The 17,953-nt window shown below is 32.5% G+C and carries 16 protein-coding genes and 1 tRNA gene; 9 read left to right on the top strand and 8 right to left on the bottom strand.

Annotated features, from left to right (window positions below; genetic code table 11):
- Positions 1 to 79: 79 nt before the first annotated feature.
- Together AWE51_RS20560 and purH are read right to left on the bottom strand one after the other, a co-directional pair.
- A complete protein-coding gene (locus AWE51_RS20560) occupies positions 80 to 1,108 on the bottom strand; it encodes a rod shape-determining protein (protein ID WP_066317573.1) in 1,029 nt (342 codons plus the stop codon).
- A 43-nt stretch (positions 1,109 to 1,151) separates the two neighbouring features.
- Positions 1,152 to 2,684, bottom strand: coding sequence for a bifunctional phosphoribosylaminoimidazolecarboxamide formyltransferase/IMP cyclohydrolase (purH, locus tag AWE51_RS20555; protein WP_066317572.1), 1,533 nt, complete (start codon positions 2,682 to 2,684; stop codon positions 1,152 to 1,154).
- Positions 2,685 to 2,888: 204 nt separating this feature from the next.
- On the opposite strand from purH, the gene AWE51_RS20550 reads away from it, so the two are divergent.
- Entirely contained in the window at positions 2,889 to 4,142 is a 1,254-nt protein-coding gene (locus tag AWE51_RS20550) for an ABC transporter permease (RefSeq protein ID WP_066317569.1), read from the top strand.
- 35 nt (positions 4,143 to 4,177) lie between these two features.
- Here the strand turns inward: AWE51_RS20550 and AWE51_RS20545 are convergent, their stop codons facing one another.
- The 6 genes from AWE51_RS20545 to AWE51_RS20520 all read right to left on the bottom strand — a co-directional run bounded on the left by AWE51_RS20545 (position 4,178) and on the right by AWE51_RS20520 (position 12,427).
- Positions 4,178 to 4,615: a retropepsin-like aspartic protease gene (locus tag AWE51_RS20545; RefSeq protein ID WP_066317567.1), complete on the bottom strand. Its 438-nt coding sequence runs from the start codon at positions 4,613 to 4,615 to the stop codon at positions 4,178 to 4,180.
- Positions 4,612 to 7,224 (bottom strand): CHAT domain-containing protein, encoded by a 2,613-nt coding sequence (locus AWE51_RS20540; RefSeq protein ID WP_066317564.1) that lies wholly within the window; start codon positions 7,222 to 7,224, stop codon positions 4,612 to 4,614. The genes AWE51_RS20545 and AWE51_RS20540 overlap by 4 nt, the downstream gene beginning before the upstream one ends.
- On the bottom strand, positions 7,205 to 9,190 hold the full coding sequence (locus tag AWE51_RS20535; RefSeq protein ID WP_066317562.1) for a PKD domain-containing protein: 1,986 nt from the start codon (positions 9,188 to 9,190) through the stop codon (positions 7,205 to 7,207). The genes AWE51_RS20540 and AWE51_RS20535 overlap by 20 nt, the downstream gene beginning before the upstream one ends.
- Positions 9,191 to 9,320: 130 nt before the next feature.
- Complete coding sequence (locus AWE51_RS20530; RefSeq protein ID WP_066317559.1) at positions 9,321 to 10,544, bottom strand: serine hydrolase domain-containing protein; 1,224 nt, start codon at positions 10,542 to 10,544, stop codon at positions 9,321 to 9,323.
- Positions 10,545 to 10,720: 176 nt separating this feature from the next.
- Entirely contained in the window at positions 10,721 to 11,758 is a 1,038-nt protein-coding gene (locus AWE51_RS20525; protein ID WP_066317555.1) for a hypothetical protein, read from the bottom strand.
- Positions 11,759 to 11,854: 96 nt separating this feature from the next.
- The gene (locus tag AWE51_RS20520) at positions 11,855 to 12,427 is read right to left on the bottom strand and encodes a hypothetical protein (RefSeq protein ID WP_157766184.1); all 573 of its coding nucleotides are present in this window, start codon (positions 12,425 to 12,427) and stop codon (positions 11,855 to 11,857) included.
- Between the two features lie 105 nt (positions 12,428 to 12,532).
- On the opposite strand from AWE51_RS20520, the gene AWE51_RS20515 reads away from it, so the two are divergent.
- The 8 genes from AWE51_RS20515 to AWE51_RS20480 all read left to right on the top strand — a co-directional run bounded on the left by AWE51_RS20515 (position 12,533) and on the right by AWE51_RS20480 (position 17,953).
- Positions 12,533 to 13,120 carry an RNA polymerase sigma factor gene (locus AWE51_RS20515; RefSeq protein WP_066317549.1) on the top strand — a complete coding sequence of 196 codons (588 nt, stop codon included), beginning with the start codon at positions 12,533 to 12,535 and terminating at the stop codon, positions 13,118 to 13,120.
- Positions 13,117 to 13,881, top strand: coding sequence for a tetratricopeptide repeat protein (locus tag AWE51_RS20510; RefSeq protein WP_066317546.1), 765 nt, complete (start codon positions 13,117 to 13,119; stop codon positions 13,879 to 13,881). Before AWE51_RS20515 ends, AWE51_RS20510 begins: the two co-directional genes overlap by 4 nt.
- A gap of 268 nt (positions 13,882 to 14,149) precedes the next feature.
- A complete protein-coding gene (locus tag AWE51_RS20505) occupies positions 14,150 to 14,437 on the top strand; it encodes a hypothetical protein (RefSeq protein ID WP_066317543.1) in 288 nt (95 codons plus the stop codon).
- A 70-nt stretch (positions 14,438 to 14,507) separates the two neighbouring features.
- Entirely contained in the window at positions 14,508 to 15,296 is a 789-nt protein-coding gene (locus AWE51_RS20500; RefSeq protein WP_066317542.1) for a TatD family hydrolase, read from the top strand.
- A 28-nt stretch (positions 15,297 to 15,324) separates the two neighbouring features.
- A complete protein-coding gene (locus AWE51_RS20495) occupies positions 15,325 to 16,359 on the top strand; it encodes an asparaginase (RefSeq protein WP_066317539.1) in 1,035 nt (344 codons plus the stop codon).
- A 69-nt stretch (positions 16,360 to 16,428) separates the two neighbouring features.
- Positions 16,429 to 16,516, top strand: a tRNA-Ser gene (locus tag AWE51_RS20490).
- Positions 16,517 to 16,598: 82 nt separating this feature from the next.
- A complete protein-coding gene (locus AWE51_RS20485; RefSeq protein ID WP_066317531.1) occupies positions 16,599 to 17,399 on the top strand; it encodes a MotA/TolQ/ExbB proton channel family protein in 801 nt (266 codons plus the stop codon).
- 80 nt (positions 17,400 to 17,479) lie between these two features.
- On the top strand, positions 17,480 to 17,953 hold the full coding sequence (locus AWE51_RS20480; protein ID WP_066317528.1) for a hypothetical protein: 474 nt from the start codon (positions 17,480 to 17,482) through the stop codon (positions 17,951 to 17,953).

Genomic DNA, 17,953 nt, shown 5'->3' with positions numbered 1-17,953 from the left:
TTCTGGCAATAACGCATTAAAGCAGGATAACGTAAAATCAGAAAATTATGTATATTTTAAATGCTGTTTTTTAACACTACTATTTAATGAGTACGCTTTTGTATCTACTCAAATTTTTAAGTGTGATCCCCGTTCCTCTTACAACTGCTCTTAATGGATCTTCTGCAATATATACAGGTAAATCTGTTTTTTGCGACAATCTTTTATCTAATCCTCGTAACATAGAACCTCCTCCTGCAAGATAAATCCCAGTGTTATAGATATCTGCAGCAAGTTCTGGTGGGGTTTGAGATAAAGTTTCCATTACTGCGTCTTCGATACGTAAAATAGATTTATCTAAGGCTTTTGCCATTTCTCTATAAGAAATTTGAACCTGTTTTGGTTTTCCGGTTAAAAGGTCACGTCCTTGCACATTCATCTCTTCTGGTGGTATTTCGAGATCTTCTGTAGCTGCCCCTATTTGTATTTTTATTTTTTCGGCAGTGCGTTCACCAACATATAAATTATGTTGAGTACGCATATAATAAATGATATCATTAGTAAATACGTCACCTGCAATTTTTACTGACTTATCACAAACAATACCTCCTAATGCAATGACTGCAATTTCAGTTGTACCTCCACCTATATCTACGATCATGTTTCCTTTAGGTTGCATAATGTCAACACCAATACCTATGGCTGCAGCCATAGGTTCATGAATTAGATATACTTCTTTTCCGTTTACACGTTCTGCACTTTCTTTTACCGCTCGCATCTCTACTTCTGTAATTCCAGATGGGATACAAATTACCATACGCAAAGCTGGTGCAAATAGTTTTTTCTTTAATGCTGGGATATCTTTGATAAACATACTTATCATTTTTTCACTAGCATCAAAATCTGCAATCACTCCATCTTTGAGAGGGCGAATGGTTTTTATGTTCTCATGAGTTTTTCCTTGCATCATAGCCGCTTCTTTCCCTACGGCTATTATTTTGCCACTTATAATATCTCTGGCAACAATAGACGGGCTATCCACCACTACTTTGTCATTGTGAATTACTAACGTATTAGCGGTACCTAAATCTATTGCTATTTCTTCGGTAAAGAAGTCAAAAAATCCCATAAAATGTCAAAAAAGGGGTTAAAATTCAGTAAATGTAATAAAATTAATGTTTAAAATGGCGAGTTCCGGTCATAACCATTGCAATTCCGTTTTGATCACAGTACTCTATGCTTAATTTATCCTTTATAGAACCTCCTGGTTGTATCACTGCTTTGATACCTGCTTTGTCTGCTATTTCTACGCAATCCGGAAATGGAAAAAAAGCATCACTTGCCATTACTGCACCATTAAGATCAAAATTAAAAGTATTAGCTTTTTCTATAGATTGCTTTAAAGCATCTACTCTTGATGTTTGTCCAGTTCCGCTAGCTAATAGTTGTTTTCCTTTGGTAAAAACTATTGTATTAGACTTTGTGTGTTTACATATTTTAGAGGCAAACAAAAGATCTTCAACTTGTGCCTCAGTAGGAGCTAATGTGGTAACAGTTTCTAGATCCGTTTTAGCATCTGTTTTAAGATCTTTATCCTGAACTAGAGCACCGTTAAGACAAGAACGGACCTGAGTTTGTGGTAAATCAATATTTTTTTGAACTAAAAGAATTCTATTTTTCTTCCCTTTTAAAACTTCGATAGCTTCATTACTAAAAGATGGTGCGATCACTACTTCACAAAATAACTTGTGTATTTCGTCTGCGGTAGCTTCATCTATTTCGGTATTACTAATCAGGATTCCGCCAAAAGCTGAAACCGGATCTCCTGCCAAAGCATCAACATAAGATTGTAAAACAGTTTCTCGTTGTGCTAATCCACAAGCATTATTGTGTTTTAAAATTGCAAATGTAGGTGCCTCTCCTTTAAACTCACTCATTAAGTTTACTGCAGCATCCACATCAAGGAGATTATTATATGATAATTCTTTACCGTGTAATTTATCAAACATGGCATCAAAATTTCCAAAGAAAAAACCTTTTTGATGAGGGTTTTCTCCATAACGCAAAACTTTACCTTTGGTTTCACTAATTTTTAATGAAGGTATTTCATGGTCATTATTAAAATAATTGAAGATTGCAGTATCGTAATGTGAAGAAACATTAAAAGCTTTTGCTGCGAAACGCTTGCGATCGGTTATTGATATTTCTCCGTCTCCTTCAGAAATAACATCTAAAAATTCGGCATAATCATCAACAGAAGCCACACAAGTCACATCTGCAAAGTTTTTAGCAGCAGCTCTGATTAAAGAAATTCCGCCAATATCTATTTTTTCAATTATATCTTGTTCTGAAGCTCCAGAAGCAACTGTTTTTTCAAAAGGATAAAGGTCTACAATTACGATATCTATCTGCGGGATTTCGTATTGCTCAAGTTCTGCAACATCATTATCGTTATTTTGACGATTAAGAATTCCACCAAATACTTTTGGGTGTAATGTTTTTACTCTGCCTCCTAAGATAGAAGGGTATGAAGTAACATCTTCTACAGGAATCACATCAATTCCCAAATCTCTAATGAATTTTTCAGTACCTCCAGTAGAATAAATGGTAATATCAAGTTCGTCTAATTTTTTTACGATAGGTGCTAATCCGTCTTTACTAAATACAGAAATTAATGCGGATTTCGCTGTCTTTGTGTTGCTCATGAGAAAATTTAGTTAGTAAAAACGCAAAAGTAGTAATTTACTATGCAATTAGACAATCAATTATGTGTAATTGTTTGTTGTAATTTGTAACAAAAATTAAAGGAAAACGTCCTATCTTTAAAATACCAGCGAAATCGTCTGTTTTCTTATCAGAAAATTTATGCCTAATAAGAGATATTAATTTTAATTTCAGTTAAGTAAGATATGCTAATTTATCTTAGAGTATTTAAAGAGAGTTTGAATTTTGCCATCAACGCGCTTAAAAATAATAAGTTGCGTACATTTCTTTCTTTACTAGGAGTGACTATTGGGATTTTCTCAATTATAGGCGTACTAGCCGCGGTCGATTCTTTAAAACAAGAGATCAAAGGTAGTATTAGCTCGCTAGATAATAGTACAATTTATCTAATGCGTTTTTCGTTTGGTCCTACATCAATACCGCAATGGAAACGAGAGCAGTTTCCTGATGTTACTTTTGAAGAATATCAGTATATTAAAAGAACAATGCCCGAATTAAGAGCTACGAGTTTTACGCTTAATGTTACGCCAGAAACTATAAAATATCAGGATGAAAGTATTAGTAATGTAGATATTGCGCCAGTAACAAATGATTATTATGATATTGAAGAGTTACAGGTTGTAAAGGGTAGGTTTTTTAATGAACAAGAATCTGTTGGTGGTGCTCCTGTAATTGTTATAGGTGATGAGATTGCTAATAGCTTATTTGGTTCGGCCGACCCGGTCGGGAAAAAAGTTCGATTGTATGGACGAAAGTTTACAGTTATTGGAGTACTTCAAAAAGAGGGGAGTGGACTTTTTGGGAATAGTAAGGATACCATGATTATATTGCCTGTGAATATGGTTAGAAAGATTTATGGAGATAATAATAAGTCTTCTTTTCCGGCTATTATTATAAAACCAGAATCAGATACAGATGTTCAAGAATTTATAGCTGTTTTGAAACAAAAGGTGCGTACATATAGAGGTTTGAAACCAGATCAGATAGATAATTTTTTTGTAAACCAACTACAGGGGTTTACTGATTTTATAGATAATATTACGGGTACAATGTCAAAAATAGGTGGGTTTATAGGGATGTTCTCTTTGTTGGTTGGTGGTTTTGGAATCGCTAATATTATGTTTGTCAGTGTGAAAGAAAGAACTAACCTAATCGGAATACAAAAAGCACTAGGAGCCAAGCGAAGATTTATATTATTTCAGTTTTTATTTGAAGCTATAATTCTTGCTATTTTTGGGGGATTAATAGGACTCTTTTTGGTCTGGTTGATATCAATTTTAGCGTCTAATTTCACAGGTGATTTTGAATTTATACTGTCTAGTTCTAATATGTTTTGGGGTATGCTTTCTTCTACCATAATTGGATTAATCGCTGGGATTTTACCCGCAATATCTGCATCTAAACTAGATCCAGTTGAAGCAATAAGAACAGGTATGTGATTTTTCTAATAATAGCAACCGTAGTTTGGTAACTATTATTTTAAATATAAACACGTTCGCTCATAATCAATTATAGCTTTTCCTCGTTTAAGAATATCAGCTCCAATAATACCATCTACAGGTTCTGCTTGATGTGCTATTAAAGCTGTATTGACATGATTTAAATCAAATAAAACTAGCGATATTCTTTTTCTAGACCATTTTCCAATTTGGATAGTATTTTTTTTGGAAACTTGTGTGAGCATATCTGTAGCACCAGCGCCAGCAGCTAATACGTCGCTGTCTTGTGCAAATAAGTTGAATTTTTCTACTGCCTCAAAACCAACGCAAGAGTTGGATGCTCCTGTATCTAAAATAAAGTTGCCCTCAATGCCATTTAACGTAGCCTTGATTTCAAAATGATTTGTTTTGGTAAAAACTAACTTTATTGGTTTGTATTCTTTTTGAGTTAAAAATTTTCGAAGTGTGTTCATTTTTTATTTTGAAGAAACTTGTGTAAAAATAGAACAATTAATAAGAATACAATAATGCCAATACAATACCAGATGTAAAGTGATGAATGTCTTTGATCCTCGATTGAACCATAATATACGAAAGCAGCCCAATAATATGGGGATTTTTGAATATTGGATATGTTTTTTTGGTTAAGGTATTCTAATTTTGCTTGGTGTAGTGATTTAGCTTTTAAGTTAGAATTGTTCAGGTTTTTATAAAAGCTGTTCATAAGTTGTGCTGTTGTTTTATCATTTACTTTCCATAGTGAAAAAAGAACATTTTCTATTCCTGCATATTGAAAACCTCTACTAATACTGATTGGGCCTTCTCCTTTTGAAAGTCTCCCGATGCCAGTTTCGCATGCGCTTAATACTACTAATTCGGCTGAAAGTGATGAAGAGTATAATTGGTTTACAAAAATATCTTGATTTCTAAATTTAATGGCTGCAGGAACTAAAAAATTACCTGGAGTTGCATGGGTAGATAAATGTATGATATTGTGCTGTTCTGCTTTTTTAAGAAAGTTTTTATAAGTTGCTTGTTCGTTTTGCAAAAAATCACCTTTAAAATATTGCTGAATTGATTCACTTTCGTAAACGGAATTAGGTAATGCAATTTCTGTTTTTTCGAACACAGGAAAAACACCTAAAATGCTGTTGTTTGTATTGTGTTTGGTAGTTGATCTTAGGTACTTTTTTGCAGAAATTTCATAACTGACTTCGGTAGAAGTGAGTAAAAAAGGCATGTCCTGAAAAATATAAGTATCTACAGGTCTTGTAAGTAGCGTTTCAAAGGGGATGAAATTTAAGAAGCTATCAGGGATGATTATTAGTTTATCAGTATTTGTAGGAATCTTTAGAGCCGTTAGAACTTCATAACTATTCTTTGTGAAACGTTTAATATCGTCTTTGATTTTTGAGGCGTTATCAAAAAAATCGATATAAGATCTAATAGTTTTTTTGAAATCTTCAGAGTTTTCAATTTTACTGACTTCAAAATGATTATGGTGTATTTTGAATTGATAAATGTTTTGGTTTCCATAGAAATATTCAATCAGTACAATGTTATCTTCTTTAATTTTTTTTTGAAGGTCAGAAATAGAGATAGTTTTTTGATGATCCAGTAATATGGGGTATTTGTATTCAAGTTTTTTTGAAAGCTCTTTTAATGCTATTGATTTTGTGTTGTAAGCAGTAGTGAGTTCCTGAATTTTAACAATATTAGCATTTTGACCTTGTAGTTTTTCTCTTAAAATTAATGTTTCTTGAGTGGCAATTTCTTGAGTCAATTGCTTTTTTTCGAGCACCAAAGAATCATTTTTATACCGAGATAATATTTTTTTTGATACTAAAGCTTCGTTTACAAAAGGGGCTTTGGATTGTTCGGCGGCTAGAAATGCTTTTTCAATATACTTTTCGTTATTTGTCTTGTGGTGTAGTAAAAATAACAGATCAATATAAGATTCAGTTCTATTTCTGTTTTGACTATGTTGTAAAATTCTAGTTTCTTGTAGTGGGTAAAGCAGGTCTAATTTTGTGTTTACGACAAATGCTAAATCATAAGATTGAATGGCTTTAATTGATTGCCCGGTCTGCTCGTAAATATAGGATTGAATATCAAGAGCTTTAAGAAGTACTCTATCGGCTATTAGGTTTTTTTCAAGAGGTAGTTTACTTGTTTCAGTGTATTCTGGTAAGAGCGTGGTATAAATTTCGGTTAATACTTTTTGAATTTCTGTAAATTCTGATTTGGATAATAAAATATCAATGTAAGCTAATTGCCATTTGGCAAGATCTCTTGTAGATGTGTTTTTATTTTCTAATAATCGATTCTTTGCTTTATTGATATATTTTTTTGCTAGTTCTATGTCTTTTTTTTCTAGTGCTATGGCCGCAAGAATTTGGTATGCATTAATTTGATTAGGTGCAATGGTGATTATTTGTTGTGCTAATTCTTGCGCTTGGTTATAATTTTTGAGTGCTAACTGGTTTGTAGCAAGGTTAGTAAGAAGGTTAGGGTTCTTAGAATCAATTTCTAGACCTTTATATAATAGTTGTATAGCTTTTTGATACTGCTTTTTGTTATTGTATACGATCGAAAGATTTGTAATTCCTGAAACTACCTTAGACTTGTTTTGATTTTGTTCTGCTAAATATAAATAGCTTTTTATAGTACTATCTGCTTTTTCTAAATCTCCTATTTTGATGTATAAGTTTCCAAGAGGTTTTAGACAGTTCTCTATAATATCATAATTCGATAGGGTATTGTCGGAGTATGTTTTCCATGATATTTCATAATGATGAATAGCAGCAGGTAGATTGCCAAATTTGTTTAGATAAAATCCCAAATTAGCATGGGTGATCACCCATGCAAGTTGATCTGTTTTGGTATGTAGTTTTTGTTTTTTAGAATCAATAAGTTTATCTAAACGTAAAGCGCTGGATGAAGTGGGGTTTTGTAAAAAATAATCCAACTGATTGTATAAAAAATCAGACGTTTTATGCTGCGTTTGAGCTTGAATTGGATTCCCTATGAACCATGCAAAACCAATAGATAAAAAAAATATTTTAAAATTTCCAAATTCCATAAAATTGAATTTGAGAGTTTGGACTATCAAAACTGTACACATATCTAATGCCTAAACTAGGTCCAATTCTAACAGTTCCTAAATTTATACCGATAAACACTCCTGTTTGTAGGTTAGTAAAACTATCATCGATTTCTTCAGCGTTAAAAGAGTTAAGGTCTGGATTTGGTCTTTCATTTCCATTCTGGATGATTTGAAAACCTGTTCCGTTGGTTTCACGATCATTGTTTAAAGTAGCATCAATTTTTAGCTGAATACCAGTTCCAATAGCCATAAAATTATTGAGATTATACCGAATCGATCCAGGTACAGCATAAATAGAAGTTGTATTAAAATTATTGGATTCTCTTAATCTAATAAGATTTACTGTTCCGTCGGCTTGAACGTTTCTTGTCTCAAAATCTCGAGTCTCATTGTAAGATCCGGAAGAAAAAAATAATTCTGCCTGATAATATGCTTTGTATGATTTGAAAGGTGATATTGTGGCACCTAAAAAATACTCTTTATAGTTATTTAGATTAGGAGATGTAATATACCCAGCTTTTGCTCCGATAGAGATCCCGGGCATAAAACGAGTAGTAGCATAATTGGTTATAATGGGTTCATTTTTATCAAAAAAAATTGCCGTTCTACTTTTTGTTTTTTTCTTGTGAAAATCATTGCCAAATTTCATAGAATATTTTACAAATCCTTTTGTAGAATCAATTTCGGAGACGTTTTTTTGTTGACTTCCTGGGAGATAAATTTTGTTAAATTGAAAGATGATTTTGTCTTTTTGTAAAGTAGTGTCTAAACAACTATAATTCACCTCTTTTTCTTTTGGACAAATTGGGCAATCAGGATACATGCCGTCAATTCGTAAAGTAGATTTGTCAAACATTTCTGGAGTGTCAACCTCTAATCTTATTGTATTGGCAGGGCCTTCTCCATTGTTTTGAAAACGCACTTTAAATTTTAACCTTTTAAATCTCACTAATCTATAATTCATAAGCCAACCATTAGAAGACATTTTATTGGGATCATGAGAAGTTACGATTTCCATTTCGGTGTCTTTTACGGTGTGGTTATCAAAATTTTCATCAGGAACATAGATACTACGTAAAGTTACAATAGCACTAGTGTCTTTAATCATTTCGGGAGTGGTTCTTAGCGTTCTAAAAATGTTCCGTTCTTCACCAGGTTTCATATTATTAAACTCAATCATCTGGTGGTTTCGATATAGCGCTTTAGACTCTTCTAAAGTAAGAGGGAGATTTTTTCTTTTGGTGCTGTCTTGAATAAACGTTCTTTTATGCGATGTTACAAAATCATCAAGAGATGCTAAAAGCGTATGTTGATCGTTTGAGTAATTTTGTGCTGCCGATAGAGCATCTAATGTTGTTATGCGCTCACCATGATACATTCTTGTGTCTTCTAAGATAAAATTGTCATTTTTAAATTGATTGTCATTGTAGAATAGGTATAATTTCCCACTAGAAACATAATTAGAAGTGTTTTTATAACTCGTTATTAAAATCATTTCCTGATCTGGAATGGGTTCACGATTTCGTTTTAAAATTAGATCTTGGTCTTCTGTAAAAGGAGAGATAACGTTTTGTAGAGTAGCTTCGTCGTTGATCTTACCGATTGAAACAGATTGAGGCCTGCTAGATGGTGGTTTTCCGTTATCATAATTGTTAGTAGCCCAAAGTCTAGTTGTATAGGTTCCAGATTTATTGTACTTGTGTTCTGGTTTTTCTTTAAAACTATAGTTACCATCACCCATTTCCCAATAGTATGTATAAAATGCCTTAGGAGCGCCAGCAATTTGGTTTAGAGGCGGCATTTGAGCATTATACATGACTTGATTTCCTTGGATTTCATAAGATATAGGTGCAAATCTTGTTATGGTATCATTAACTAAGATTTGCCCAAAACACGCAAAAGGAAATGCTATAATCCAATATATACTAATGAACCCCTTCATATTTGTTAGTTGTTACTAAAGATAAGTAAAAAGTTAAACTGTAATATTCTGGGAGAATACATCCCCCAGAATATGAGTTGAGATATTAAATTTTTGATATGTGTTTTTGCATTCGAATATTTAATCCGAATTATTGCCAAGCATTGTTGTAAGCGTCATAAATCATTTGTCTTAGATTTGTATTATTGTTTAGAGTTACTCCCCTGCAATTCATTACAACAACACAATCAATGCCATTAATTGGAAACATAACCATTTGTGTAAGCACTCCTTTGGATAGGGTTTGATTACTGTTTGTACCAATAGATCCACCTTTTCCATAATAATTACCATGGATTTCATCTGCTAGATCAGCTCGATCCATTCCAATTCGATGTAATTTCATTATTGCTCTTTGGTTTTGATTAACCAATATTTCAGAGTGTTCAAAGAATGCAATTACTTTAGCCATTTCAATTGTTGTCATATAATATCCACCACCTCCGGCTTTATTGTTCCAATCACTATATACAAGTCCATTGGCATTAGTATTTATATCATTTACATTATAATATAAGGTTACTATATCTTCAGGTTCTGGAGAACAACCAACATCTGGAAGTGATATTCTGTCGAAAATGTTTTGCTGCATGTATTGAATGTATTTAGATCGAGTATCTGTATCACTATTAATATCGATTGTTGGGGCATTTGGTAGTGCGCTCCAAAGTGATGGTATAAGTACTCGGTATAAAGCAAAATTTACATTAAGGTAGTTGTAGTTTTTAGAATTTATTACTCCTGTTCGTATGCAAACAGCAAGACCTTGGTATCCTAGAGTTGTATTAAAATTGTTATTAGAGCTTTCTAGTCCTGATCGATGTGTCAATAAATCTTTGAAAGTAAGGTCGCTTACTCCTGGTCCTTGAGGCCAAGACGACGGAAGCCATTCTGATATCTTATCATCTATAGTTAGATTATTAGTTTCGAGTAATTGCATAACCGCAATGGCGGTATAGAATTTTGTGACGCTTGCTACGTTTATTTCTTTATCCAAAGTGAAATCTAATACTCCGTCTACAGCTGTTCTAGCTTGACCGTAGCTATTTGACCTAGCTAGATTTCCGTTTTTGCTTATTGTATAGGACCAACCTACAGGAGTATTACCGCCTGAATTTACATAATTTATAATGTTTTGTTCAAAAAGGTTAATATCGAAAACCGGTCCATTGGTTTGTAAGTCATTTATAGTGTCATCTGTTTCACAACTTGTCAAAATGAAAATGCTTAAAAAAAGTATTAACGGCTTTGATAATAATTGTTTTGCAAACCTATTATGATTTGATAGAGTGAATAAGGTTTTTAAAGTTTTCATAATACTTGGATTTTGTGTTTATATCCTTATATCAAAAACATAATTGTTTTGTTACCCTTTTTTAGATATAAAAAATTCCGAGAGGATTTATCTCTCGGAATTTAGACTAGAACCTGTTGTAACCCCCGTTAAACTAATAAACATATTCTAGCATCTTAGACATCATATTTTTAGATTTATGGTAACTCATTAATTAAATCAATTAATTGTGATTCTGCTGCAGTACTGGTTGTTTCTATTACTTCTATATGATCCTCTTCTATAACCACTTCTTGGATTGCATATACATATTCTGAGTTTTGAACAGAAACAAAGATTATATGTGCTTCTAAGCCAATTGGGATTAATCCATAATGTTCAGAGAATAATTCGGTTTCTGGATCGTAGATATCTAGTAATGCAAGGGCGGTAGGTTCACCGTCATAAGAAATGTATACATTGCAATTTGTGTTGTCGTACCCTTCAGGAACATCAACTTGTAGTAGCGTTTTTGGTCTAGGGTCATTATACCATCGATCAATATTAGTCCACCCAAAATTGCTAATAAAACCTCCGTAACCATTTACTACACCTCCATCGGGTCCTTCTCTTTGTATTGGCTCTAAGTCAGCTTCTTCATCTTCCTCCCACACGATATCGCATTCGAATTCATCATCACAATTATTGTTCTGACCATTAAAAAGAGTCATCTCATTATCAAATGTTTCAGCAGGGGCAATTAATTGAAACGCATTGGCAAGTTCTAATTGTTCTCCTGCTTGAGTAGCATTTATATAAAATTCTCCTCCAGATATTAATGTTTCTACATCTCCATTAGGACGTTTGCCGTTTGTTGGCATTTTGGTTAATAACATCTTTGCTTTATCATAAATTTCTACAAGCTCAATAGCAACATTTCCAGTAACAGGAATTCCATTTTGATCAACAAAGCTATTGGCAGGAAAGTATAATATAGTTCCTTCGGTTCCATAAACTTCTGAATTAGCACTCCCGTTTATATCGACAATTTGTTTGGCTTCATTTCGATTTTCAATAATTTCTGCTTTAAATTCTAATCCATCGCGAGTTTCTACAGGTGGATTATCATTGTCATCGTTTGTATTACAGCTTCCTAAAAAAAGAATAGATAGCGTTAAAAACATAAAATTGACTATTTTGTATTTTGTATTCCTAGTATTATTGGATACTGTGATTGTTGTATTTTTTGTTTTCATAATATTGAATTTTAATAGTTATACCTTTATATCAAAGGTTATTGTTTTTTGTTACCCTTTATTAGAACTATTTTTTATACTTAATGAGATTGCCAATTATTCAAAGGGGATTTCAAGTATGTTTTTAATTTCTTGATAAGACATTTTTGTATAATCCAGAGAGGATTTTGAGGCCTGATCTTGTGGTATTATTACATACCTGTATTGTTGCAGAAAATCGTTTGTTCCTATAATTTCTGCAGAATTTATACGAACTTCTATTTTTCCAGAAGAAGCATTAAATAAATATGATAGTCGTGTAGAACCCACACCGACAGTTATTGGTAATTGATAGACTCTGATCCCATTATTGGTGTCAAAAAATCTTCCGTACACCAAAATGATTCCAGAATTAAGGATTTCAGCATTGATCTCAGGTGCATCAAACGTAAAAGATGTATTTACGCTTGTTATATTATCACTTAAACCAGTGTTGATCCATTCAGAATAGATGATGTTTGCTGTTCCTGATTCTCCTGTATTTCCTTGTAAACCTTGTTCTCCTTGTGGTCCGATTGCTCCATCTTCTCCCTCACATGAAAGTACAATAAAAGACACTGTAAAAAATAAGAGTAGTTTTATTAGGTAGTGTGTTGATGTATGGAGCTTGTGGTTTTTAATAATTTTCATGATGCTTTAATTTTATTATTTACACCCCTATATCAACTACTTTGATTTTTTGTTACCCTTATTTGTTTAAACTTTTTTTAAATTAGTTCCTGCAACTAATCATTTATGTCCAATTCTAAACTACATTCTGATCAAAAATATATCGAGGCTCTTTTAAAAAATGATACCCGACTTTTGGTAGAGATTTATGAGAAATTTGTTCCTAAGGTTGTGGGGTACATAAAAAAAAATAATGGAGATGAATCAAAAGCTCAAGATATTGTACAGGAAACTTTAATGACTATATATAAGCAAGCAAAAGAAAACCGATTACAGCTAAGCTGTCCTTTTGATGCTTATTTCTTTTTATTATGTAAACGAAAGTGGTTAAACGAGTTAAAAAAACTTTCTGGTAAAGAGGTAACAATTAATGAAGAGGTTGTATCTATAGATGATGAGAGTGTTCGTTTTGCAGATGAAACCGAAATTTTTAATGCAAAACACGAACTTTTTACAGAGATGTTTAATCTACTTGGTAATGCATGTAAGGAATTACTAAAAATGACATTTACAATCAAATCTATGGAAGAAGTAGCGCTAAAGCTAGGAAAATCATATGGGTACGTTCGTAAAAAGAAATCATTATGCATTGGGCAATTAACTAAGTTGGTTCAAAACGCTCCTAAGTATAATCAAATACAAGATTTGCTATGACCCCAGAAGAAAAATATGATTTGTTTGATCGATATTGTACTCAACAGTTAACAATAAATGATCAAAAAAGACTAGATCGATTAGTCAAAGAAGATACTGCTTTTGCAAAAGAATTTAGATTGTATCAAGATTTGCATTTGCATATAGAGGTAAGTAGTACTTCAGAAAAAGAACAAAAAGCGTTAGAAAATAACTTAAAACATATTGGTGATAATTTCTTTTCAAAGCGCAAAGAAGAAGTAAAGCAAAGTCATAAAGATATTACTAAGCAACCCAAAGTAATTCGAATACCCCGTTGGACATATGCAATAGCGGCAAGTGTAGCTATTATAATAGGAGTTTACTTTTTAACCCCGTCTGACCCTGTATATAAGGATTTTGTTGATATTCCTGAATTATCACTAACAGAAAGAAGTGGGGGAGAGGTTTACATTAAGAAAGCAGAAGAAGCTTTTAATGAAAGAAAATATGATGTTGCTGCAGATAATCTTTTTGCTTTGTTGCAGAAAGATATAAATAACTCAGAATACCAGTTCTATTATGGAATTTCATTATTAGAATTGAATAGGTATCCTGAAGCAAAAAGTGTTTTTCAAAAACTGTATCAAGGGGATTCTTTGTTTAAGTACAAAGCACTTTGGTTTGAGGCCTTAGCTGAGTTAAAGCAGAAAAAATACAGCCGATGTAGAATATTGCTTAAAAAACTTCCTAAAACCGCAGAAGATTATCAAAATGCTCAAAAACTATTGGACAAATTGTAAAATTGTTTTTTGTTCAGAATTAAGGAAAAAAAATCTACGTAAAATATTCTACAGGTTTACTACAGAATTCTTTTCGATACTTGCTATATGGTGTTCATGATCAATGAATTATAATCTTGCTTTAGTGCTAAATACTTAAAAAACATTATTTATTGAATTGTTAATCAATTTGTTAATTAACGGTGTTTTTAACATTGTGAAGATCGGAATTTGTAATGTATTGTAGGTGAATGCTACTAAGTTTTAAGAATAATTAAAATTACAAGTTATGAGAGCACATAAGCATATACAAGCAATTGATAAAGAACAAATACAATTTTTAAATTTCCCAAAACAAGAGGTTTTAGACAATAAAATGGATATGCATAACAGATGCCTGAATTTAAAAAGAGCAATGAGTTTAGGTAATTTAGAGCACGAAAAAGTTAAGATTACTTTTGTTGATGATAATGGTGCAAAAAAAGTAGAAACTACTGTTTGGGGGATTACCGAAAAATCTGTAATTCTTAAACAATCTACTATTATACCTCTTCAAAGAATTATTAGTGTAAATTAATCTTTTTTCTAGAGCATAATATCTCTTACATGTATCCTTGTCGATTATAAAATTTATTTATTTTTGCGAGATGATACTTACCGATACCCACACCCATATTTATAGCGAATCCTTTGATGATGATCAAGATGAAATGATGCAACGAGCTATAGCAAATGGGGTCACTCGTTTTTTTGTTCCTGCAATTGACTCTGCATATACCCAATCAATGTATAATATAGAATCAAAATATCCTGAAAATGTATTTTTGATGATGGGGTTGCATCCAACTCATGTGAAAGAAAATTATAGAGAAGAATTACATCATGTAGAAGAAGAGTTAGAAAAACGGTTTCAAAATCAAGAAGAGAAAAAGTTTTTTGCTGTAGGCGAAATAGGTATAGATTTATATTGGGATAAAACACTTTTAGAATTTCAAAAAGAAGCCTTTAAATTTCAAATTAAATTGGCAAAGAAATATAGTTTACCTATTGTAATTCATTGTAGAGAGGCTTTTGAAGAAGTTTTTGAGGTTTTAGAATCAGAAAAGGCAGATGATTTATTTGGTATTTTTCATTGTTTTACAGGCACAATAGAGGATGCAAAGCGTGCAATAGATTACAATATGAAATTAGGTATTGGTGGAGTGGTGACTTTCAAAAATGGTAAAATAGATAGGTTTTTGGATCAAATATCTTTAGATCATATTGTGTTAGAAACAGATTCACCTTATTTAGCTCCAACACCATATCGCGGTAAACGTAACGAAAGCTCTTATTTGATCAATGTACTAAATAAACTTGCAGAAGTATATCAGATATCAGCAGAAGAAATAGCCGCAATCACAACTAAAAACTCTAAAGACGTTTTTGGTATATAAAGTGTATTAAATTTCGTTCATTTGCGATATGAATACTACACCAAACATATTGCTGATTTACACTGGTGGTACCATTGGTATGATCAAAGATTTTGAAACAGGAGCATTAATAGCTTTTGATTTTGATGAGTTGTTGTTAAAAATACCCGAGCTGCGACAACTGGATTGCACAATTAGCACAATTAGTTTTCAAACTCCTATAGATTCCTCAGACATGAATGTCGAACGATGGAAAGAATTAGGTAATATTATTAATGATAATTACGCCAATTATGATGGTTTTGTTGTGTTGCATGGTAGCGATACAATGTCATATACAGCTTCGGCTATAAGTTTTATGTTTGAAAACTTGACCAAACCTATCATTTTTACAGGTTCTCAATTACCAATTGGTGATTTGAGAACTGATGCTAAAGAAAATTTAATTACTGCTATACAAATTTCTGCTTTACAAAAGAAGGGTAAGCCTGTGGTTACAGAAGTTGGACTTTATTTTGAATATAAATTGCTAAGAGCTAATAGAACTACAAAAATTAATGCAGAACATTTTGAAGCTTTTCAGTCAATGAATTACCCTGCACTGGTAGAGTCTGGAGTTCATTTAAAAGTGAATACATCTTTTTTAAGATCGGTAAATAGGCGCAAAAAAATGGTTTATCATACCCATTTTGATAATAATATTGTCGTTTTAAAACTTTTTCCAGGGATTAATGAAAATATAGTTCGACATATTTTTTCTTCAGATGATGTAAAAGGCATAATTCTTGAGACTTATGGATCAGGAAATACAACCACAAAAAAATGGTTTATTTCAATTATTTCTGATGCCATAAAGAAGGGGATTCCTGTAGTAAATGTAACACAATGTTCGGGAGGAAGTGTAGAAATGGGGAAATATGATACTAGTGTAGCGTTAAAAAAAGTTGGTGTAATTTCTGGGAAAGACATAACAACCGAGGCTGCACTCGCTAAATTAATGTATTTGTTAGGAGAAAATTTACCTCTTAAAGTGCTCAAAACCATTTATGAAACTTCTCTGCGAGGGGAAATGTCAGAAAATTAACGCCTCAAATTTTAGTACTTAACATTTTTTTTGTTATTTGCCCATCCCTAAATTTATAGGGAATAGTGAAGAGAGGTGGCCGAGTGGTCGAAGGCGCACGCCTGGAAAGTGTGTATACGTCAAAAGCGTATCGAGGGTTCGAATCCCTTCCTCTCTGCAATATATTTAAATTTTTGAAAGAATATATATTATTTTTATATCTTTAACCCTTTAACTAATTAAAATTAAGATTCAGCGCAATGAAAAGATTATTTTCTATTCTGGCAATCGTAGCGGTAACAGCTTTTGGAAACTTACAAGCATCTACTGCACCAGCCCAGTTATTAACGGCAAATGTGCAATTATTAATTGCTCCTATAACTACGACAACAATACAAGATGTGGCAGCCGATGCTACAGAAGAGTTATCCTTCCATCAAAACCTTAAAAAGCGTTTTATAGAAGGAGGACCTGAATTTATGGGAATCGTACTTTTATGTTTGATTCTAGGTCTGGCGATTGCAATTGAAAGAATTATCTTTTTAAATCTTTCTACAACAAACACTAAGAAATTACAACAAAATGTTGAAGATGCACTTAACAGTGGTGGTGTTGAAGCAGCTAAGGAAGTTTGTAGAAATACAAAAGGACCAGTTGCATCAATTTACTATCAAGGTCTTGATAGAGCAGACGAGAGCATAGATGCTGCAGAGAAGGCAGTTGTTGCTTATGGAGGTGTTCAAATGGGACAGTTAGAGAAAAATGTATCATGGGTTTCTTTATTTATCGCTCTTGCACCAATGCTTGGTTTCATGGGAACGGTAATAGGTATGATTCAAGCATTTGATAAGATTGAAGCTGCAGGAGATATGCAACCTTCACTTGTAGCAGGAGGTATTAAAGTAGCACTTCTTACTACAGTATTTGGACTTATCGTTGCAATTATCCTTCAAATATTTTACAACTATATCGTTGCAAAAATTGATAGAATTGTAAATGATATGGAAGACGCTTCGATTACGTTAATCGATATGTTGGTAGCTTACAAAAACAAAAAATAATAACAGTTTACCTACAGAAAAGTAAATCGTTATTGTTTATTATGAGTGCGGTAAGCATTCCAAATTAAAAAATAAGACACATGAAAATTTCTAAAATATTATCATATGTTGTAATGGCAATTGGTATCATCGGAGCAATCCTTTGGTATGTAATGAGTAGTTCAATTAGTGATTTAATGGATCAAAATGGTGTTTCTGAAGCTAGAGAACTTCCTTTAGAATTGGCTAGCCCATCAGTAGATCCTTTATATAGTCTTACATTGATTATCTTTGTAGTTACTATTATTGCTACCTTAATTGCTGTATTTTCAACATTGGCAAAAAACCCTGCAGGTCTTAAAAATGCTGCTATAGGTATTGTTGCTTTCTTAATTATCGTTGGTATCGGTTTTGCGCTTGCAACAGGTGTAGAAACCCCAATGAAAGATGGTGAAGTACTTTCTGCTAGTGGATCTAAGTGGGTAGGAACTGGATTATATGCATTTTATGTTTTGGCTGCAGTTGCAGTTGGACTAATGTTTTTCTCTGGTATTAAAAAACTAATAGGTAAATAA

The organism is Aquimarina aggregata, from assembly GCF_001632745.1.
Lineage (GTDB): Bacteria > Bacteroidota > Bacteroidia > Flavobacteriales > Flavobacteriaceae > Aquimarina > Aquimarina aggregata.
This window is presented reverse-complemented; position numbering and strand designations above follow the sequence as displayed.